At 54.9% G+C, this 21,185-nt stretch carries 17 protein-coding genes; 9 read left to right on the top strand and 8 right to left on the bottom strand.

What is annotated here, in order from left to right:
• Nucleotides 1-206 precede the first annotated feature (206 nt).
• The 3 genes from OSO_RS0128480 to OSO_RS0128470 form a co-directional block, all read right to left on the bottom strand.
• Nucleotides 207-2,003 carry an arylsulfatase gene (locus OSO_RS0128480; RefSeq protein WP_010586388.1) on the bottom strand — a complete coding sequence of 599 codons (1,797 nt, stop codon included), beginning with the start codon at nt 2,001-2,003 and terminating at the stop codon, nt 207-209.
• 186 nt (nt 2,004-2,189) lie between these two features.
• Entirely contained in the window at nt 2,190-3,176 is a 987-nt protein-coding gene (locus OSO_RS0128475; protein WP_237729346.1) for a formylglycine-generating enzyme family protein, read from the bottom strand.
• 372 nt (nt 3,177-3,548) lie between these two features.
• On the bottom strand, nt 3,549-3,821 hold the full coding sequence (locus OSO_RS0128470) for a hypothetical protein (protein WP_010586386.1): 273 nt from the start codon (nt 3,819-3,821) through the stop codon (nt 3,549-3,551).
• An 813-nt stretch (nt 3,822-4,634) separates the two neighbouring features.
• Here OSO_RS0128470 and OSO_RS52705 point away from each other — a divergent pair.
• From OSO_RS52705 to OSO_RS0128450, 4 genes are all read left to right on the top strand, one after another.
• Entirely contained in the window at nt 4,635-5,087 is a 453-nt protein-coding gene (locus OSO_RS52705) for a BON domain-containing protein (RefSeq protein ID WP_010586385.1), read from the top strand.
• Between the two features lie 39 nt (nt 5,088-5,126).
• Nucleotides 5,127-5,654, top strand: a complete 528-nt coding sequence (locus OSO_RS0128460) for a hypothetical protein (RefSeq protein WP_010586384.1) — start codon at nt 5,127-5,129, stop codon at nt 5,652-5,654.
• A gap of 291 nt (nt 5,655-5,945) precedes the next feature.
• On the top strand, nt 5,946-6,608 hold the full coding sequence (locus OSO_RS0128455; RefSeq protein ID WP_010586383.1) for a hypothetical protein: 663 nt from the start codon (nt 5,946-5,948) through the stop codon (nt 6,606-6,608).
• 308 nt (nt 6,609-6,916) lie between these two features.
• The gene (locus OSO_RS0128450) at nt 6,917-7,189 is read left to right on the top strand and encodes a hypothetical protein (protein ID WP_010586382.1); all 273 of its coding nucleotides are present in this window, start codon (nt 6,917-6,919) and stop codon (nt 7,187-7,189) included.
• A gap of 57 nt (nt 7,190-7,246) precedes the next feature.
• Here the strand turns inward: OSO_RS0128450 and OSO_RS0128445 are convergent, their stop codons facing one another.
• Nucleotides 7,247-8,065 carry a hypothetical protein gene (locus OSO_RS0128445; protein WP_010586381.1) on the bottom strand — a complete coding sequence of 273 codons (819 nt, stop codon included), beginning with the start codon at nt 8,063-8,065 and terminating at the stop codon, nt 7,247-7,249.
• Nucleotides 8,066-8,440: 375 nt separating this feature from the next.
• Between OSO_RS0128445 and OSO_RS48715 the strand changes: the two genes are divergently transcribed.
• Nucleotides 8,441-12,115, top strand: coding sequence for a WD40 repeat domain-containing serine/threonine protein kinase (locus OSO_RS48715; RefSeq protein WP_162130567.1), 3,675 nt, complete (start codon nt 8,441-8,443; stop codon nt 12,113-12,115).
• Between the two features lie 62 nt (nt 12,116-12,177).
• Here OSO_RS48715 and OSO_RS0128435 read toward each other — a convergent pair whose 3' ends face one another.
• A complete protein-coding gene (locus OSO_RS0128435) occupies nt 12,178-12,432 on the bottom strand; it encodes a hypothetical protein (protein ID WP_010586379.1) in 255 nt (84 codons plus the stop codon).
• Nucleotides 12,433-13,260: 828 nt separating this feature from the next.
• On the opposite strand from OSO_RS0128435, the gene OSO_RS0128425 reads away from it, so the two are divergent.
• Both OSO_RS0128425 and OSO_RS0128420 read left to right on the top strand, forming a co-directional pair.
• Nucleotides 13,261-13,962 (top strand): DUF2306 domain-containing protein, encoded by a 702-nt coding sequence (locus OSO_RS0128425; protein ID WP_202799986.1) that lies wholly within the window; start codon nt 13,261-13,263, stop codon nt 13,960-13,962.
• 161 nt (nt 13,963-14,123) lie between these two features.
• Entirely contained in the window at nt 14,124-15,380 is a 1,257-nt protein-coding gene (locus tag OSO_RS0128420) for a PQQ-like beta-propeller repeat protein (protein WP_237729345.1), read from the top strand.
• Between the two features lie 274 nt (nt 15,381-15,654).
• Here the strand turns inward: OSO_RS0128420 and OSO_RS0128415 are convergent, their stop codons facing one another.
• The 3 genes from OSO_RS0128415 to OSO_RS0128400 form a co-directional block, all read right to left on the bottom strand.
• Entirely contained in the window at nt 15,655-15,975 is a 321-nt protein-coding gene (locus OSO_RS0128415; RefSeq protein WP_010586375.1) for a hypothetical protein, read from the bottom strand.
• A gap of 169 nt (nt 15,976-16,144) precedes the next feature.
• On the bottom strand, nt 16,145-17,188 hold the full coding sequence (locus tag OSO_RS0128410; RefSeq protein WP_010586374.1) for a hypothetical protein: 1,044 nt from the start codon (nt 17,186-17,188) through the stop codon (nt 16,145-16,147).
• A gap of 262 nt (nt 17,189-17,450) precedes the next feature.
• Entirely contained in the window at nt 17,451-18,938 is a 1,488-nt protein-coding gene (locus OSO_RS0128400; protein ID WP_010586373.1) for a DUF1501 domain-containing protein, read from the bottom strand.
• Nucleotides 18,939-19,235: 297 nt separating this feature from the next.
• On the opposite strand from OSO_RS0128400, the gene OSO_RS0128395 reads away from it, so the two are divergent.
• The gene (locus tag OSO_RS0128395; protein ID WP_010586372.1) at nt 19,236-19,772 is read left to right on the top strand and encodes an RNA polymerase sigma factor; all 537 of its coding nucleotides are present in this window, start codon (nt 19,236-19,238) and stop codon (nt 19,770-19,772) included.
• Nucleotides 19,769-21,160 (top strand): LolA family protein, encoded by a 1,392-nt coding sequence (locus OSO_RS0128390; protein WP_010586371.1) that lies wholly within the window; start codon nt 19,769-19,771, stop codon nt 21,158-21,160. Before OSO_RS0128395 ends, OSO_RS0128390 begins: the two co-directional genes overlap by 4 nt.
• The last annotated feature ends 25 nt before the right edge of the window (nt 21,161-21,185 follow it).

The following is a 21,185-nucleotide window of genomic DNA, read 5'->3' as shown; positions in this document are numbered from 1 at the left end:
GGTTGTTCCCATTCAACGAATCGATGCAATCCTACCGCACAAAATTCGGTCCGAACGACACCGTCACATCGGTCCGACTCTTTTCGGCCGCGATGACAAGCGATTCAACGACGTGCAACATCGAACCGCTATAAGCAAATAGGCCCCCCGAAGAGTTTCGAAGGGCCTATCGATGCGGATTTTTGACTGTACTCGTCATTCGCAAATCAATTTGCGGGATTTCCGAGCGTTTCGAGGTCATTCAATCGCTTGAGGGCTTCAGCCGCTTTGAGTGTCTGATAGTTGATCCCGGCCGCATTCAGGCTGCTGCCTTGTTGGAACGGGAACTGCGGAATTGTGACCAGGAAGTTTTTGATCTGAGCTTGTACGGGCACGAACAACCAAATGTTGTCTCCATACCAGCGCATGTACATACTTGACTCAAGCGCCATCTTCTCATAAGGGTCGGCTTTGAGGTGTGTGATCAACGGCCAGCCAGTGATTTTGCGGGTACCGGTCGCGATGTTCCCGTCCACCACGGCAAAGTTGACCTTCCAATCGTTCCAACGCACGGCGTTCAATTCGCCACCCTGGCCGAAGTAGAGAATTTCTTCGCGAGGCCCCTTCTTCGTTTCGCCCTTGAAGTAAGGTAGGAAGTTATAGCCATCCGCATGGATTTTAAACGTCTTGCCGTTGGCCTTATAACCGTCCTTCAGCTTGCCGACGATGTTCGGTTCTCCCGCGGCGGCCAAGAACGTTGGCATCCAGTCTTCTTGCGAGAAGATCTCGTTGACGATCGTTCCGGGTTTAATCACGCCAGGCCAGCGAACGATCATGGGAACGCGGAGACCACCCTCCCAAGTCGTCCCCTTTTCGCCGTGGAACGGGGTGATGCCGCCGTCCGGCCACGATGCTGTTTCTGCACCGTTATCAGTGCCATAGACCACGATCGTGTTGTCAGCAATCCCCAGATCATCGAGTTTCTTCAGGACTTGACCGACGAAGCCGTCATGTTCGACCATGCCATCGGGATAGAGTCCGATGCCGGTCTTGCCTTGGGACGCCTTCTTGAGGTGCGTCCAGACGTGCATGCGGGTGCTGTTGTACCACAGGAAGAACGGCTTCTTCGCTTTGACGGTGCGATCGAGGAAGTCCATCGCCTTCTCGTGAACTTCCTCGTCAATCGTTTCCATGCGCTTCGAGGTCAGCGGACCGGTGTCCTTAACGGTCTGTCCGCCTTTGCCGTCGGCAGTGCAGTGGAGCACGCCGCGGGGACCATACTTCTTTTTGAACTCGGGATCTTTCGGGTAGTAGTACGTTTCCGGCTCTTCTTCGGCATTCAGGTGGTACAGGTTGCCGAAGAATTCGTCGAACCCATGTAGCGTAGGCAAGTGCTTGTCTTGATCGCCAAGGTGATTCTTTCCGAACTGCCCCGTTGCATAACCTTGCTCTTTGAGTAGGTCAGCGGTGGTCGGCGTCCAGTCGGGGATACCATGTGGGCTGCCAGGCATTCCGATGGTCAACAAGCCTGTGCGGAACGGATGCTGACCGAGAATGAACGAAGCTCGACCCGCCGTGCAGCTCTGCTGAGCATAGGAATCGGTGAACAGCGCGCCCTCTTTCGCGATTCGGTCGATGTTAGGGGTGTGATACCCCATAATGCCGTGGTTATACGCGCTGATGTTGTGGACGCCGATGTCATCGCCCCACAGGACAAGGATATTTGGCTTTTTCCCGCTGACTTGCGCTGCTGCGGCCACTCCTAAATTATGAGTTGCCAAAGCGGATCTGGCATCTGCCAATTGGATCGACTGCCCCAACGTCGACGTCCGATCGAGTTTCGCATCGCAACAAGGCAGCTCGACCCCGATTGCCCTGGCCGTTGACTCATCGGCGGTGTCGCTTCCGGTCCGAGCGGCATCGGCACGCCCCGTGACGCTTAAGCCGCCCGATGCGGCGAGGAAGCCAAGCAGCGCCCCTACCGATAACACTGCGATCGTTCGGAATTGTCTCGGCCCAAACATAGATGTTTCCTTTAGTATGTCATTAGAGAGATGTGGGATGTTTTCGTAACTCGACATTCCGCTGTGCGTAATAATTCCAATTTCCGTTAACAGCCTGTTCAAGTCAGGCAACAGGCACCTTGGCATTCACGATCGAATGGCGTTTTTTATATGGCCGGATCCAGGCTCCGTTACTTCAACAGGCTGTCAGGGTGACATCACACAACGAAACCCCACGTGCGACATTCCCGTATCCGGCGTGCAACCATGTCGAGCACTCGGACGGTAACGCGAGCAGTAGCTGTCATTGCAGAGGAACGAGCCACCGCGCTGGCTTCGCTGAGACATGAAGGGTCTCATGGGGTCACGGCTTTGATCTGGGCCACGAGGGTTCGACGTGATCTTAGATTTCAAACGGTCTTTGTAGAGATCACGATCATACCAGTCGCTGCACCATTCCCACACGTTGCCGGCCATGTCGTAGAGCCCATATCCATTTGGTGCAAACGTTCCGACGGGAGCCGTTCGTGCATAGCCATCCAACGCTGTATTGTCGAATGGAAATGAGCCCGTCCAAAGATTGGCCTGGGGCTTGGTTTCGGAAAAAGAATCGCTGCCCCAGGCGTACGGTTGCTGTTGTAATCCTCCCCGGGCGGCGAACTCCCACTCCGCTTCCGTGGGCAATCGCTTTTCGGCCCAGCGCGCATAAGCTGTGGCGTCATCCCATGAAACATGAACGACCGGATGATGATCCCGATTCCGCAGGTCGCTGCCTGGTCCTTCCGGATGTCGCCAGTTCGCGCCGGGCGTCCATGTCCACCATTGTCGAATATCGTTGAGCGGCACCTGATGTTCGGTTGGGGTGAAAACCAAGGAACCCGCGACGAGCAGCTGGGCCGAAGGCTGTGGCGTTCCGGGTGGGGAGTTTGCCAGGATTTCTTCCGCGGTTGGTGCTTTCTCTGCCGTCGTCACATATTCAGTCGCGTTTACGAATGCAGCAAACTGCGAGTTCGTTACTTCCGTTGAATCCATCCAGAAGTGATCCACAGCGACACGGTGTGCGGGTTGTTCATCGGGCCAAGCGGTCGATGCGTTATTTCCCATCAGGAATTCGCCACCTGGGATCCAAACCATTCCTTGAGGTGTCTCTTTGGGGGGGGCGTGTGACGTATCAACGGAAATACTCTTTTTCACCTGCGACGAATCCAACTTCGATTCAGGTTCCTGACTCAAGCGAGTTAGCCAATACGTTGCAGCAAATGCACTAAGCCCGAGAAAGAGGAGCCCCGTCCAATGAAAGCGCTGCGAATCAGCCGCTCTGGCCATCTTCATAAGCTCTATAAGTATTTTCAAAAATCCCCTGGAGTTCGGAGACTGCCCTCATTGAATCCCGGCTCGGAACCAAGAGCGGATACTCAAATGGCCGAACCCGGAACCTATCGATTCGGCAGTCGCGAAATTTCTCGCACAGTGCATCAGTGAACAGCCTGCTGAGGTTCAATCCGATACGGACACCGAGATAACCTGCCGGGCAGGACGCGAATCATGAGGATGACTACGTTGTCCTCAAGTTGCAAAAAAGGCCAGCGCTAGATTTCGTAATTTGTTGTTTTCGTGATTAGCGCAAAAAGCAAACGAAGAGCCGCTGCCCAGCGGCGTCTCTATCAACAGGCTGCTCTCGAAGTTCAAACGATTGGCGTCACTGGCTTCGTGCGATTTTATTGGAGATTCGATTGCCAATCCGTTTTGCGCAATTTTCGATTGCTGCCGATCGCGGTCCTCGCACATTCTATGGTGTTTTCCAACGGTCTGCGTTGTCTGCTTCTTCGCCGCGTTCATTACGTTCTAGAGTTTTATAGAGCAGGCCAGTGCGGCATCGAACGTCGCGTTCTCATTTCGCTGGACTCTCGTCGAAGGGGCACTGACGCAGAAGTGCCGCAGGCCGTGTCTCGTGCGAAGCCTTTAGGCGGAATCCGGCAGCTTCTGTGTTAATCTGGTGCGTCTCACTTCGGCGAGTTGAGGATTTCCCCTTCCGTCGACGGACATCGAGACCGCAGAAGGATGAGGCCGAACGATGGGTACGAAGTGTGTAGTACTCCTCACTTACGTACTCTCGCCCACCGTCCGTCACTGTCTGAATTCTGCATCCAGTGCGTTCTGACTTTAGGTGAGACGAAATGTCACGTTCCTCGCCTGTGTTCCACCTTCACAGCACGATTTCGCCCGAAGCGTGGACGATGACCACTCCCCTGCTCGGTATGCAATTGTGGCCTGATGATGGTCCGCTGTAGGTTGGTCTAGTGACCTGCTGGAGCAAGGGGACTGGCTCCGGCCATCTTAAAAACCATCATGAGATCGCCTGTCCCCCTTCCTTCAACGGGCTGCTGGTCCTGCAGTCAATGGGCGTTCTGCTCAGCATTGAACGGGCAGGAAGCACGCAGCGCGACTATAGACCAATAAATTCCCCGGGGAAGATTGCGCAGCGTGTTTCGCGAGAAAATGTTTTCGCTTTTAAAGGGGCTTTTAAGACGAAGACTCCGCTTTTCGGGGAACTCCTCAGTCATAGCCAATCGCGGGGAGGAATCGGGTATGGCAAATGCGTGAGTACATGTTGCGTCAGATCAATCAACAGTTCTCAGCAAGGAATTGTCAATGCCATCATTTCGTTTCTCATTATTGATATTAGCTTGCGCAGTTGGATGTAGTGAATCGACACCTTCAAATGGGACGTCAGGGACGCCTCGCGAAACTCGAGGCGACACCTCTGTCGTCGCATCGAAACCGGTGACATCAAACTCGACTCACGCTGAAGCTCGGACGGATAATACAAAAATCAACGAAAGGGACACATCCGACTCGGCGAAGACTCCCATCGATCAGAACGAAAATCAAAAGGACATCGACATCACGGCGGGTATTCGGAAGCGAGTGGTCAATGAAAAGATGTCGACATACGCGCATAACGCAAAGATCATCACAGCCGATGGAAAAGTGACTTTAAGGGGGCCTGTCGCTACTACCGAAGAACGGTCTCAAATTGAGACGATTGCGAAAGAAGTCGCAGGCTCCGGCAACGTCGACAATCAATTAGATGTACAACCCTAAAGTTTCCTAAACAATTATCTTATTTCGAAAGTCCTTATTATGGCTAACGCGATTTTCTGTACCGCTCGTGACTATGCTCATGCGTCCAGCATCGTCGACGATCTGAAGAATTCTGGTTTTACCAGCAGCGATATTTCCGTCTTGATGCCCAATGCCGCTGGTACGAAGGAGTTCGCAGTCCACAATGAAACGAAAGCACCAGAAGGTGCTGCAACAGGTGCTGGAACCGGTGTCGCAGTCGGTGCCGGACTGGGATGGCTTGCGGGAATCGGCGCACTTGCAATTCCAGGTCTAGGCCCGCTTATCGCAGCCGGACCAATCATGGCGGCCCTAAGCGGGGCCGCTGTCGTCGGCACGCTTGGAGGGCTCACCGGAGCGCTCGTCGGAATGGGAATTCCCGAATATGAAGCGAAACACTACCAAGATCGATTGAAGGGCGGCTACGCTCTCATCTCGGTTCATGCGAGTGATTCGACGGAAGCAGAACGCGTGAGAGAAATTTTCAAAGCTCAACAAGCGGAAGATATCTCTACGTCAACAGAATCCGCTGCAGTCGCAAGTCGGTAAGTTTCATGAAAGATGGGCGGACATGAAGTTGGTGCCGTCCATCTTTTTTGATTTTATGATTCGCAAAACCTGCTTCGAATTGCTTTTCGCGACCGGGTTAAGGACCACGTCTAGGTGTTAATCTTGTCCTTTTCGTGCGTATAAAATCGGTGGCAGCGACTTGCTATTTGAGGGGATCGATTCGAAAAGTAAAGACTTTAACAATCAAGGAACAGTTGTTCGCTCTCGTTCTCGGCCTCTCTCGCCACCAAACTACAGCCAGACCGCTACGAGTTATGTGCGAGCCAGATCATGCGAGAAGGTTTCGGTGGTTGGAAGCCGAAAGTTGGTATTGCGACGGTAATTCTTTTATGCGCGTTGATGATCGGGTGGATGCGAAGTCTTGTGATTGACGAGATGCTTCATCTCAGCGATCATTTTGTGCGATCTCATAACGGATGGGGCGAAGGCTTTTCCGATTCTTCGATGATCTCTCCCGGCTCGGATGGCGGACCGCAATCACTCCCGATGCGAACGGTCTATTGGCGACTGCCCTACTGGTCGATTGTCTACCCGCTGGCCGCTCTCTCGGCTTATCTTCTTCGGAGCGAACCACGATCCGTGGAATTGATGCCGCGGACAAAAATCAGTGTTGCCTCTATCGGTTACTTCAAGCCGTGGCGGAGAAAGTTCGGCGTTGCGATGTTGCTGCTGTCATGCCTTATTTGTGTTGGCTGGGTGAGAAGACTGATGCTCGGACACCCGGAAGACACGATCGCATCTGAGCGATTTACGATCCTCCTGGATCGTGGTGTGATTACGATTTATTCGGAAGAAGTCCTGGGCAATCCTCCATGGATTGTATGGCACTACTGGCCAATCGTCCTCTCGCTGACTGTGCTTTCAGCCTGCCTTCTGCTCTCGACTCCGCGATCGGCAATGCTTCGACAGGCTGCAGGCACGAATGTCGCCTGAGGACGACAATTGAGGAGGTCTTGGTCACCGTAAGGTCGACAGCCGTTTCATGGCCCGGAGTCCGAAAAGGATGGCAGGCACAATTTTCCGGGCGATTGGTATTCATGATGTTTTGAGCATGGCGTTTTGGTTAGGGTGTTTTAACCAAAGCAACGTGCCTGTTGTCGCGTAAAAATGAGCCCGTCCCCGACCTGTGAACGGTTCTGTCACGACGAAAGATCACTCCGATCGATCACTCTCACAAAACACCCCATGGAGCGTCAAAGCGACAGCAATTCGGCTTTGTCGTTGCTCTTACAAATTTTGCCATGCTTGTCGCCTTTGTGTCAGCGCGACACTACTACGCTTCTCGCGGCGATTCCGCGAGTTTGCGTGCCCTGGTTGGTGAAACTCTCAAATATCTTCCGTTCTGGATTTTAACCTGGATCGTGGGCGTCATCGTGACTGGAAACAGCATCACTCGGGCGCGACGGGTTACTTGGCACGGTCTCGGCGCCCTGGTCCTGTTGGCCGTGCCCGCCATCCCAATCGCGATCTTGGTCGTCGTTCTGTTTTGGCGATTCCTGGCCGGTCCCCCATAGGGAGACTTGATTTCAAGTCGCGATGGCCTTGGGACTGCGGCCGCGCCGATTACTGGGCTATTTCTGTGTGGGCCCGCCGGTTGAGCTCTTGACGCGTGGTGGGACGGTTTCTGACGGCGTTTTCAATGCCGAATCGGGACGTGGTGGCTGAGGAGCCGGTGCGGACGCTGGACGATCACCGGTTGCTGACCAATCCGATTGTTCGCCGATCCCGGCATCTTCGAGTAAATAGCTCATCGCCACCCGGGCGGCTGCGATCTCGCGTTCCAGACTGCGCTTGCTGCCGCGTGCATTGACATGCAGTCTCTTTCGTTGAAAAACCGGTGCGGGCTGCTCGGTTACGACAACATCGGGTCCGCCAACTCTCAGTCCAATAAATGGGATATCGACACCGACACCTGGGCTGACGACGGTCCGCAATACCGGTTCCGCGTTTGTCGCGACTGACGTTTGGTCGCCCGCTTGCCAGTCCGAAAGGGTTTTCTGAATCCCTATGAAACTGTCGTTCATTTCGATCAATTTGTTGTTCAGAACTTCGGTTTCGACTGTGCCAGTCCGAAGAGCCTCTTGCACCTGCCGGCTTTTTTCCCAGATGTCCTTGAGGGACTGATAGGACTCTTTGAATCCGGGCTGTTGCTGATGATAATTGTACATTTCCCAGCAGAGTGAATTCGTGGTTTGCATCACTTGCGTCACTCGTTCATCAATCTGGGCGGGATCGTCAACGACGTCAACAGCCAGAGCCGGACCAGCAAGGGCGAGCGCCGTCAGGAATCCCCAGATCGACCGAAACGATTTGTTTGCGGCGGATTGCTTGAATTGAGGGAGGGTTTCAAGGTTTGAGCCGAAATCTCGTGTTCTCAACAGATTCATCATGTGGTTCTCCATAAAATGGCCCAAAGGCGTGTCGAACAGGTGGTCCGCACCCGGTCCGCCCAATACTGAGCATCTTTAGCGCCAATGAACGCGATCGCGTTAAAATCGCAGTTTCGCACCTGACTGCACTGGGCCTGCTTTGGTACACATCATGTCTCGTTCTCGGTTACTAAAAGTGATTCCGAGACCATCCTGGTGCGAGTCTGCTCGGAATGCTCAGGGCATGGCGAGCACTCGGTGGGAATGAGGCCGTCGTGGGAACGCTTGCTCATTCGATTGCGAGTCGTGTGTTCACATGTTGTCATAAGCTGTCGAATGGTCGAGTCAACCGTTTTCAGAACCCCTGCCGATGCCAAATCTGAAGTGCCGCAACGCATGAATACCTCCGAAAATCGTGATCAGACAATGGAAGCTGACTCGGGAATTCGATGTCAGGTCTGTGGAAATCGGATTTTGGAGCAGGCGTTATTCGGCGATTGCAGCTATTGCTCACTGCAGCTCGCACTCAGTTCGCTTCAATCGCCGTTACGGCAGGATGGTTCTCCGTCGACACTACTTGACGTCGACGAAGATCACTCGGTTTCTCGCTTGCCACCTGACTTCGGCGACTACGAATTGATCTCTGAAATCGCTCGCGGTGGCATGGGTGTTGTCTATCGCGCCTGGCAACGAAGTCTCGACAGAGAGGTCGCGATCAAGTTGATTCTTGCGGGACAACTCGCCTCGCCCGAGTCGCTGGAACGATTTCGGCTGGAGGCTCAATCGGCCGCGCGGATGCATCATCCTGGAATCGTTCGCATTTTTGAGATCGGCGAATTCAACGGGCAGCAGTTCTTCAGCATGGAGTTGATCGAGGGGACCAGTCTCGCGGAGCGGCTCGACGATTTTCGACTTCGTGTGGGAGGTTCCGTTTCTGATCGACGTGATCGCGCGGTCCGGATTGCGGAATTGATGGCAGAGATCGCTCGAGCGTTGAATTTTGCGCATTCGCATGGCGTGCTCCATCGTGACTTAAAGCCTTCGAATATATTGATCGATGGACAGGGGCATCCACACCTGACCGATTTTGGATTGGCGAAGTTGACCGGTCACGCCGATCTGGGGCTCACGCTCACGCAGGCGGTCCTTGGGACACCGGGATATTTGTCTCCAGAACAAGCGGCGGGAAATCGCGATGTCACAACGGCTGCGGATATCTATGGTCTGGGCGCGATGCTGTATGAATTGCTGACGGGAACCCCGCCCTTTTCTGGATCAACGGCGGTCGAGGCGATGTGGAAATCGATTCACGAAATGCCTCGGCTGCCACGTAGTATCAATCCTGTCGTACATCGTGATCTGGAAACCATCGCGATGTGTTGCCTTGAAAAGAGGCCGGAGCAGCGGTACGCCTCAGCCAATGATGTCGCCGACGAGCTTCAGCGGTTTATCGATCGGAAACCGATTCTCGCTCGTCCAGTGAGTGTGTCGGAGCAGGTTTTGCGATGGAGTCAGCGGAATCCTGTCGTCTCGTCGATCACCGGCCTTTTGCTGTTGGCGATCCTGTTCGGAACCGGAGTGACGTTGTGGCAATGGAGCCGTGCGGAAAGCGCCAATGCCGGTCTCAAACAAAGTCTGACGATCCATCAATGGGATGCGATCGACGATCGGCTGCGTCGCGACCAGTGTTCGACGGCTCTCGCCAAGACCGCCGCATTGATTCGCGCCAATCCACAGGATTGGAAGGCCGCGATGCTTGGGATTTCGATCGTCGAACGCTCGAGATTTCCGATTCCTCTGGCACCTCAGATTCGCCATCCCGATGGAGCTGAATTGAGCATTGCGCGTCTGGCTCCTGATGGAAAACGTATCGCGACGGCCTCGTCCGATGGAACGGCGCGGATTTGGGATTCGATTTCGTCGATTCAACTTGGACCGGCGCTGGAGCATGCGGACCGAGTGAACTGGGTGGAATTCAGTCCCGACGGACACTGGGTCGTGACGGGTTCGAAGGACAAGAGTGCCCGTCTCTGGAATGTGGAAACGGGGCAAGCTCTTTGCGATCCACTCTTGCACGCAGAATCCGTCACTCACGTTCACTTCAGCTCGGACGGTCGATCCCTGTTGACTCGAACTCGTCGTTCGATCTCTGTCATCGACTTGAGAGATTTCAAGGTGAAATGGGAGCAGACGAAGCCCACCGGACAGATTGTTCTCGCAAAGTTTTCGGCTGACGGTGATCGGGTTTGTTCGGCAGTTGCCCATGGTGACGATTCGTTGATCGAAACGTGGGATGCACAAACGGGCCAGTCGCGCCTGCGGTTGGAAACGGGGCCGTTGACTCTGGCCGATGCGAGTGACGATTGTTCCATCGCGATTACGGGAACAACTGTTGGTGGAACCGTTTGGAATCTGATGAATGCTTCGAAACAAAGTGACTTTAAGAGTCCTGATGCTGCGATCACGAAGCTGTATCTGGACCACGATGGGCGACGGTTTGCCTTTGCGAATCTGTCGGGAGCGATCCAGGTGTTTGATACCGCCGCCGGAATACCACTGACTCCAAAGCTGTCGCACGACTATCACGTTCAGGGGGGATCGTTTTCGAAAACGGATGACCAATTTCTCACGTGGGGCGACGATTCGCTGGTGCAGATCTGGACGGCAGGAACGGGAGAACGAATCTGCGAACCGATTCGGCACAGTTTCCATGTTGCGTATGCGGAATATGGAAGCCTGAATCAGCAGGGTGTCTATTTGACAGCCACGTCGCATGGCAAGCAGCGGTTACCCGATACGAAGACCGGTACGGTCCAACTCTGGCAGATTCATGATCAGAAAAAGCCCAAGAATCGACGGGTGATCCTGGATAGCCAGCAAGTTCGGCATTGGGGCCATGGCGGGGGGAAGATCAGTCCTGATGGACGATGGATTGCCCTTGAGGCGAGCGATGATACGTTGCGGGTTGTGGAAGCGGAAACGGGTAAGCCCGTGTGCGATCCGCTGACGATTGAGGGATCGCCGTGGGGGATCTTGTTCACGCCGGACTGTCGTCGACTGGTCGTGGCGACCCATCAAGGTCAGGTCTCCGTCCGATCACTTCCAAGCGGCGAGCTACAGGCGGAACCGGTCAAGATTCCAACGATGATTCAGCCTGCTGAGATGTCTGTCGATGGAACGCAGTTCGCGACCGGCTCTACCGATGGGTTTGTGAGGTTGTGGGATGTTTCCACAGGACGCGCCTTATGGGAGTCGTCGCATGGATCGGAGATCAACTCTGTTGCGTTTTCTCCAAATGGTGCGTTGGTTGCGGCAGCAGGCGAGAATCGAATCACCAGCATTTGGGATACACGAACGGGGCAAAGACTCAAGAGTCTGGTTGGTCACGAAAATGAAGTGATGTCGGTCGCCTTTTCACCAAATGGCCGCTCGGTGCTCACCAGTTCGCATGATGGTACAGCGCGCGTCTGGAGCCTTGAGACGGGTGGGCAACAATTCTTATTACCTCACCGAGGTGCATTGCTTGAGGCAAGCTTTAGCCCAGACGGAAAGCTGATTGCAACCGCATCACGGGATCGAACGGCGATGATTTGGAACGCAGAGACGGGGCAGCCTCATTGTCGCAGTCTGGTCTCGGAGCATGGCGTCAGAAACGTGAGGTTCAGCAAAGACAGTCGACGCCTGCTTGTCATGGACTTTCAGGGGCTACGAATTTGGGATGCGGAACTGGGGATTCCACTGACCGTGCTCTTGGAGCAGCCGACTTGGATTGGGACGGGATTTCACTCGTCAACCAATGGTCCGCAGTTTGGTTTGGCGGGACACGCCGCATTCCTGGCGTCGGACAATACACAAGCGTATTTGTGGGATGTTCCGGTACCACCTGGGAACGTTCCGTCGTGGTTTCCCGAGTTTCTCGAATCCATTGCAGGACAACGATTCATCAAAGGAGCGGACATACCCGAGGCGATCTCGGCATCGCACTTTCTGGAGATGAACGCCAAGATTCTGAACCGTTCAGGCTCGGACCACTATTCCGACTGGGCCGCGAAATGGCTTGAGGCCCCTTGATGGCGAGAGGCTGTTTTTATTCTCGTGGATCGGGTGAGATTGTGAGCGCCGCAACATCGAGGTCACATTCGTCGCAAATACTGGATCGCCAGGTCGATTTTGGGTGTGAATGACGTCAAGTTGCTTCGCGTCGCGGCGTTGATTGTCTTGATGTCTTTCCAAACGACGACGTTCGCAGCAGCGAGACTTGTCAAATTGTCCGCAAGGTTCTTGATGTCAATATTCTGAAGCCCCATGATTGCATCTGCCAATCCATCGGCAACGTTTGTGATTTCTTTGATGGTGTCAACTTTCGCCTTGAGGTTTTGCAGCACCATAATGCCATCCTGATTTTTCTGGCGGGCCCCTGCACTCCCCTGCGTCAGATTGCCAATGATCCAGGTCGCATCCTTCCATTTCTGCTTCCCATTCCCGTCCCGTTTCCCGCTCGTGCAAAGGATATTGCGAAATCTCTTGCCTCAATTGAGATGCTTAGAATTCCTCGCAGGTCTTCGTCTGCGATTCGCGCAAGAGATCCATTTGCACCAGCCACTTTGAAATAGGTCTTGAGTGGATCGGTTTGTTTGTGACGGAGTAGTCAGTCAGGGCTGTCCGAGTCCCGATGCTCGGAGTTGAGAGGAACACTGCCACGCGGAAAGCAGACGAATTCGAGAGGATGCTGGTTGCCGATCTCGCGCGATGGCACTCTGCTCTTTTTCATTCGTTCTTCAGTAAATGGCAATGCCCTATCCCAACGCAGAAGCACCGTCAGTTGCTGTTAGACTCAGATGTCGTCGGTGCAGCGAAGTACGCCCGCCAGAGAAATAACGTGGGTATGTTGAGGGCGATTGCGACGCCGAGCAGGCCGAAGGCGAGACTTTTCCCAGTGGGGCCGACGGGCCAGCCGTTGTGGATGATGGCATCGCCGATTGTCCATAAAGCCCACGCCATGGGAGCTGTGGTGCAGATCGTGATTGGAATGAGCAGAACCAAGCATCCCCAATTCTTCAGGCAATCCCTTTCGAAAAGATCCGTCGTTGACGAGGGGAAGACATGTTGACATTGTTTCTGGTTGTTATAACGGAGATGTTCGGAGGGAGATTGTGAAGGCCGTCAGGTTCGATGTGCCGCGTACCGAGGTCGTCCGGTCAGATGAAGTCCATGTCATGATGCGTGATGTCGTACATGAGCGACGGCGGATGGCGTTGCAACCGGCGCGTATTCTCAACGTTCTGGTTGGCGTGCTCGTGCTTAAGGTCACGTGCAGCGTCGTCTTGAATTATGTTGACTACTTCCCTGCCAATTTTGAATCCACGTTTTTGCAGGGGCGGCAACCGTACTTCTATGGTTGGTATCAGTGGGCCTTTTATACCCACATTCTCTCGGGGCCCGTGGCACTTGTGCTCGGTGTGCTGCTCATCAATGAGCCGTTTCGGCGTCGATTTCCTGTGTGGCATCGCTATCTCGGTCGGATTCATGCGTTCTGCACGTTGTTCCTGGTCGCGCCAAGTGGCTTGGGGATGGCCTATCATGCCATGACGGGGGTGATCGCGGCGACGGGATTTGCCACGCTGTCGATTCTGACGGGATTGACCGTGGCGATGGGTTGGAGAGCCGCGGTTCAGCGCCGGTTTCAGGCGCATCGCCGGTGGATGTCGCGCTGTTTTCTATTGCTCTGTTCGGCGGTGGTGCTCAGGCTGATTGCCGGGTTGTCGGATGTCACAGATATTGGCGGGGAGTGGATGTATCCGCTCACGGGGTGGATCAGCTGGCTGATCCCACTGGCGATCTTCGAATCGAAGGGATGGTGGGGACGTCGGCTTCAAGCGACCGTGAGACCGTCGTTGTTCCTACAACCGAAGTCGTGATCGAGCATGCCGGCCTATTGTGTTCTCATCGCGGGTTTGCATGAACCTGAACGAAGTCTTAACTCGGCCAAATCGCTCGCACGGTGGACGGCTCAGCGGTAAACTACGGCATTGGGAGATCGCTCGCTGAGTTCACTTTCGAGAATTACGGAATCATGCTGATGACCAGATATTTGGCTGTTTACCTGATGCTTGCCGCAGGTGCCGTTCCGGCGGGCAACTGGCCGACATTTCGCGGTCCGCAACGAACGGGCGTCTCGAGTGAGACCAAGCTGCTGAAGTCTTGGCCGGAAGGCGGCCCGCCACTCGTTTGGAAGGCGGAAGGTTTGGGGCGAGGGTACTCGAGCCTGGCGATCTTCGACGGAAAGATCTTCACGCTGGGCGACGGTACGACCGCCGACGATCCGGCCGAGTATTTGATGGCTTATGAGCAAGCCACGGGAAAGCCGGTCTGGAAGACGAAGACGGGCGATGCTTGGAACGATCGGAAGCCCGACTGGCAAAGTTCGCGAAGCACCCCTTCAACGGACGGCAAGCTGGTCTATGTCATCACTCCTTATGGAACTTTGGTTGCGTGTGAATTCGACACGGGAAAAGAAGTCTGGCGGAAGGATTTCAAGGCCGAATTTGACGGGAAGAAAGGCGATAGTTGGGGCTTCAGCGAGTCGCCGCTGATCGATGGAGACAAACTGGTCTGTACGCCCGGCGGCGAGACCGCGACGGTGATCGCGCTCAACAAGACGACGGGTGACGTGCTGTGGAAGGCGGCCCAAGCTGGGAATCGCGGTGCGGGGCATGCCTCGATCGTGATCTCGGAAGTCGGTGGCCAGCGAGTGTATGTTCAGCTGACCGCGAGCGGTGCGATTGGGATTCGTGCCGAAGATGGCGTCGTTCTCTGGACATACGGAATTGACCAGACAACGGCCGTCTGCCCGACGCCGATCATCAAGGATGATCTGGTCTTTATCGCGGCGGGGTACAAGCGTGGCGGGGCACTCGTTCGACAGGTTTCAAAAGGTGACGGCAAGGTGGATGTCGAAGAGGTCTACCCGATGAAGCCAGAGCTGGCGAACAAGCACGGTGGCGTGATCCGCATCGGAGACTATATCTATGCCGATTCTGACGACGGTGGCCTTCCCTATTGTGCGGAGCTGCTGACCGGTGCCGTGAAGTGGAAGGCACGGGCCAGTGGCAAAAACTCGGCGTCCGTGACCGCCGCCGATGGCCATCTTTATATCCATTTTGCCGATGGCACGATGGTTTTGGCGAATGCCGATCCTGCAGCATACAAAGAAGTAGGTTCGTTCCAGATTCCCGGAACCGGCGAGCGTCCAAGCTGGTCGCACCCCGTGATCTTTGATGGAAAGCTCTTCTTGCGCGAGAACAACTCCATCCTGTGCTACAACATCCACGAGTGACCGAACCCTGCATTTCAGGGCATTGCGTGCCATGTGGGTTGCGGATTGACGACAAGCGGCCATCGAGAGTGTCTCGGTGGCCGCGTTTGTTGGATGAGTCGACGTTGACCGCTCAATCGCGTTTTCGAGGTTGGCGGCTTGTCAGAATCATCCAACTTGAAATCAGGGTCAGAGGAGTCACTAGCCACCAATAGGAAAGCTTGAGAATTTCTTCGTGAAGCAGTCCGCCTGAGGTGGTGTGGTCCCGATGCCCAACTTCAATACCTCCGAAACACTAAATCCAATTGACTTCGTCTTCGTTTTGCAGGATCAAGCAGAACGTTCTCTCACCGTGACTGGACGCAAATTCGGCAAACATGGCTGGTGCTTCATCGTGCCATTGTTCGGACCACTTTGACGGGGCTGCAGCGGACAAGCGTTGCCAACACAGATTTCCCTTGGCCGTACGGATGAGATGGAAGACGTAGGGGCTCGATGCAAACTCCCCTCGATCGAACGTGCTAAAAGTTCGGCCCCAACCGACGAGCAGAACCAACGTGAAAGCCAGTGCGAGCAGTCCCGTCTTTCGCCGCCATCCGTGAAAGAACTCACCCATGAGCGACCGGTAGAAATAAGAAAGACTGAGAAAAGCTCGTCACGAATTTCGGTAGAGATTCGTCAGGTCTAACTGGCTGTTGAAATCAGGGGGACAGGCATCTGGGCCTTCACCGAGTCCTGGGGCTTTGTGCCCGGGCTGAGCCAGTCTCCGTTATTTCAACGTGCTGCTAAACGTGCAGATGGAGTTTGTCCTGGCCTTCTGTTTGTTTCTGCCAGTACCAGTGTCCAATGTGACGGAGACGCCCCTGCTCTTGTGGAAGTTCCACGAACAAGAATGGGTCAACGGAGACAATCGTCAGCGGGATGAATAGTACCGGAACATATTGAGCCACAATCAGCGGAGCTGCGATGAAGCTCAGCGACGGTGCGATCGCGCCGACGAGTGATGCCTGGTAGGCCACCAGTTCCAGGAACAGGTAGGTCGATTCCATGCTTCGACCAAGCCAGGTTTGGTGTTGTGGGATTTCGATCGTCGAATCGCCGAAGCGGCAGCGTTCATGCTCGGCCATCACGATGGCTCGGGCGCGTCGGCGAGCGTCGCGTCGGGCCTGATTCCAGTAGCCGATGACTCGGTTCGCCGAGTACTGCAGACCTTGCTTCATACGTACGCCGAAATTCCAGCAGCGGGCCGGTACCATCGCGGTGCTGACTGCGGCGCGGTAGAGCCATCCCCAATTCAGAGCGTGTTCCTGTGCCGTTTCGATCCGTTTCTGAGCTTCGGAGCGCACTTCGGCGGGCGTCACGGGAATGGGCAAACCGTCGGCGTTGTTTTCGGCACTAAAGAGTGGGACACCGTACCAGACCGTGGCATCAGGATGCTGGGTATAGGCTCGTGACAACGCATCCATCACCTTGTCAGGAGGATTGTCAGGGATCTGCGATGGGTTCTTCGTCATCGTCATTACGAGATCACTGTGTCCCTGGAGCCACAATGATCGCTCGATCAAATGGACGACTTGATACTCTTCCACCCAATCGGGATGACGTGACAAGACTCGCTGAACATACGCCGGATCTTGGATTTCTTCGCGGGTTCCCCGGAGCGCCAGTGTGGCGGCCAGACGATTAACACAGTCTGGTTTCAAAATCGTGAGCGCGTCGCGCGTGAGCCCCTGTAGTCCGAAGGTTGAGGCGTCTTCCATGGCCGCGCAATCGGGCTGAACAGATCGATTGAGGGACTCAATGGCAGGCGGCGCGGCGGTCAGTGACATGGCGACATTCCTCTCTTTGGGGAGCTTCTCGTTCGACGATGGTCCGATGTCGGATTTAGAACGGATGTCTGCGAGAAGTGAATCATTTTCATGAAGCAGCCGAATTTATTCTCAATCAATCGCAGATGATCCGTGATGTACTGGACGGGCAGAAAACTCGATGAGCCTACTTCTGAGATGGATTGTCTGAAATCGTATTTGTCCAATCTCTGAGCGTCAAGCAGAAAATTATCCATCTCAACTTTGACAGTCTTCAATGTGCTCAGCCCAGCAGTTCGGGGCGAAACACGCCTGTCCCGGTCAGAGGCATTGGACGTCCTTCTGGATCGGGGAATGTGCGTTCTGGATCGATTCCCAGCAGGTGCAACGCCGTTGCGAGAATGTCTTTTGGTGAAATGGGATTCTCGACGACGTCGCCTGCCGATTTGTCGGTACGTCCGATGACCTGTCCGCGTCCCATGCCGCCTCCTGCGTAGACTTGGGAATAGGCACGGGACCAATGGTGGCGCCCCGCGCCACGGGGCTTGTTGTCGATTTCGGGCGTCCGGCCATGTTCGCTGAGGACGAGAACCAATGTTTCATCCAGCAGGCCGCGCTGTTCGAGATCGAGAATCAAGGCGGTGAAGGTTTGATCAAAGACCGGTAGCAGAAAGTCCTTCAGGCGGGCAAAGTGATTGTGGTGTGTATCCCATGACCCGGCATTCAGGCCGTAGGCGTCCCAAAATACCGTGACGAATTTCGTGCCCGCTTCGATCAATCGTCGCGCGGCCAGGCAGGACTGGCCGAACAACGTCATGCCATACGCTTCGCGAACTTCGCTCGGTTCGCGCGTGTAGTCGATCGCCGTGTGCATTTTGCCGGATGTCACGAGCGAGAACGCCATCTGCTGCTGCAAGCTATAGGTACTTGTTCGTTCGTTGTGATCGAGGGCTCGACGAGCCTGGTCGAATTGATCTAGTAGTGAACGCCGCAGCCCCAGTCGCGCCAAGGTCCGTTCGTCTGCCTCGGCACCGGACAGTTGCAGGCGTTCGGTGGGGCGAATCCCTTGCTGTGGGTCATTGAAAATTTTATTCGTACCGATCTCTGGAGACGGACCTGTCCCCGTGTAAGGGAAATCCGTAAAGACCGGATCGTAGCGCATCCCCAGCATGGCCCCGTAGGGACCGGCAAGTGGTGGCAACTCGGTTTTGGAGCCCATCGGAAATGGCATCGCGACATTCCGCGGCATGTCGGGCCTTTTGCCGTCGTGACGTTGGTCTTCGAGGTAATCGACGAGGGAACCGAGATACGGCCACTGCCGCTTATGTCTCGGTTGGGCCTCGATCTTGGTGTCGACGTCGGGAATGCCGGTGGTGGCGTAGACGGTTCCGTGCAATGGATAGGGATGCGAGAGCGATCGCACGACGGTCAGGCGATCCATGATGGTCGCGATTTTCGGCAGATGTTCGCCGATGATGACACCGGGGACGTTGGTCGGAATGGCCTGGAAGGTCCCTTGAACCTCGACGGGCGCTTCAGGTTTCGGATCGAAGGTCTCGTGCTGGGGCGGGGATCCATATTTATAGATCAGGATGCACGACTTCGCCTGGCCGAACTTGGAGCCATGCACGCGACCAGGCGTCGTGTGCCCCGTTCTTCCCAAGACATCCTGCAAACCAATACCGAACGTGCCGAGTCCCCCAATCTGCAGCAAGTCACGCCGTGACAGGCCCGTGCAGAGAGTTTTGGTGTTTCCCAGCAAATTCAACATGTGGTGACTCGATTCGAGAAGGCACGAACTCGAACGCGGCCGGAGCGGAATGATGCCGTGTCCAGATGTTAATCTGTTCCACGACACGAGGAAATCAGGAAGCGTCGTTTCGCAGCCAACAGGGGCGATATTCTGACGGACGGTACGTCAATTTTGACTTGAGAATTGAACGCCGCGGCCGACAAGAACGCTGTTTGCCAAATTTCTGAGGAAGTTTGCAGAATTGACGAGACAACTCGAGCGCAGCGGCCACTTCTCTGTCGAGACACAACGGTCGCCAACGGTGGGAATTTCGGAATGGAAGACGATTCCAGTCTGGTACGAAGAACTGTGGAGGGAGACTCTGCAGCGTTCGGGCTTTTGTATGACAGGTATGCACCGATCGTCCGAGCATTGGCATATGACGTCACACATGACATGAACCTCGCTCAGGATTTGGCGCAGGATGTGTTTCTGCGGGCCTATGGGAAGTTGTCGACGGTTCGCAACGGTGAACGATTCGGTCCATGGCTGATCGCCGTCGCGCGTCACTGCGTTCAGGAGTGGCGTCGGTCGCGTCTCCGCGACAGGCATCGGTTCTCAGCGGAACCGATGGAGGTGATATCCGACCCTGAAAACCGAGCCGAGGAGAGTGTGACGGCACTTCGATTGGCGATTGCACAGCTTCCCGAGCGCGAGCGGTTGGCGCTGCATCTGCATTATTTGCAGGAACAGCCTATTGCCGTGGCCCAGCGAGTTCTCGGCCTGTCCTATTCCGCATTTTATAAGATCCTGGCTCGAGCGCGCGAACGCCTGGCCCGAATTCTGTCGAACGAACAGGAGGCGATTCCATGAATCAGTTACCGACGGATGATGACCTGCGCAAGGCGCATGGCGTATTCAGAGCCGATCACGATCGACTGCGAAACGAACTTCTCGCAGTGCTTCCAGGTCACGCGATGATTTCAGATCACGCGGCGAAAACGGCGCAGCGGTCGATTTGGATCACGGCGGCCATGTCCGCCTGTGTTGCAGTGGCGTTTGCGGCGTGGTTTGTCGCTGGCGACTTCAACCACCGGCCGGTCTTCGCACTCGACGGGGTACAGGATCGGATGCTGCAAGTTCGTAGCTTGTACTACAAAGGCGTCATGTACCAGACGTTCGATGTCGGGGGACAGGAGGTCGAGCAATCGTATCCGATGGAGGGTTATGGCGAGCGGTCTTCTCGCTACTTTCACACATGGTCGGGTACGGAACATGATGGTCAGGGTGTCCGTGTCAAAAACGGAATTGTCGGGGCCGATGCGGGGCAGGCATTCTCTGTTTCTGACAACGAGCAAGTCGTCACCTTGTGGGATGCTGATCCGCTTTCGACAGAGCTGAATGTTGAGTATTTGCTGCAAAATCAATGGGTGAATGAGATCATGCGCGGATCGACAACCAACTATCGGTTCGTCGGTGTCGAGTCGATTCGTGGTCAGAAGACGGCCAAATATGAGTGGGTTGAAAAGAGCGAGGGCAAACCATCGCGCACGGTGATCTGGTTGAGCGAGGAAATGGGATTGCCCGTTCAATCTGTCGTTTACAGCACGGACAAGACCGGCCGGGAGCGGCTGATGATCAAATTCGAGACGATCGAGTTTAATGCCGATCCACCCGCCGATCGCTTTCCTTTTGTTGTGCCTGATGGATTTCGTGTCAACAAAATCGAGAGTCCGCCCGCTAGTTTTGTGATTGCGTCAGGAAGTAACCAGAATGAACGAGTTTCATTGCGATATCCGTTCGCGATTGGTGATCGAGCGATTCTGGTTTGCTGGTGTCGTGAGGTGAATGATCAAGATCCGTTGGACCAGATCGAAGATCCCGTGCCGCCAGAAGCGTTGCTGAAGCTGACGACATCTGGAGATCGAAAGTGCGAATTGATTCCGCTGCAAACGCATCTTGATGATGGACATTTCTGGAGATGGTCTCTCGCGGTTCCCACCGATCGAGGGCCTGTGCGTGACGGCGAGTCTCTCGAATTGATCTTTAAGTCTGAAAATCGACGCGAGGTCACGTATTTAGCAAACGCTGCCTTAAAGCTGACTGATGATCGTCTCATCGCCATGATTGCGCACATGGAGGGATTGGGAAAACCGGTCGATAACTCGTCACCTCGTGTTTCGTTGAATCGCTTGCGTCGATTGGCGGAGCGATATGCGAACGGGGAAATCAGCGATGAGGGAACTTCCGACAAAAAGTGATCCACCGCGAATCGTCCACGCGCCG

It is taken from the genome of Schlesneria paludicola DSM 18645 (genome assembly GCF_000255655.1).
In the GTDB taxonomy this organism is placed as follows: domain Bacteria; phylum Planctomycetota; class Planctomycetia; order Planctomycetales; family Planctomycetaceae; genus Schlesneria; species Schlesneria paludicola.
This window is presented reverse-complemented; position numbering and strand designations above follow the sequence as displayed.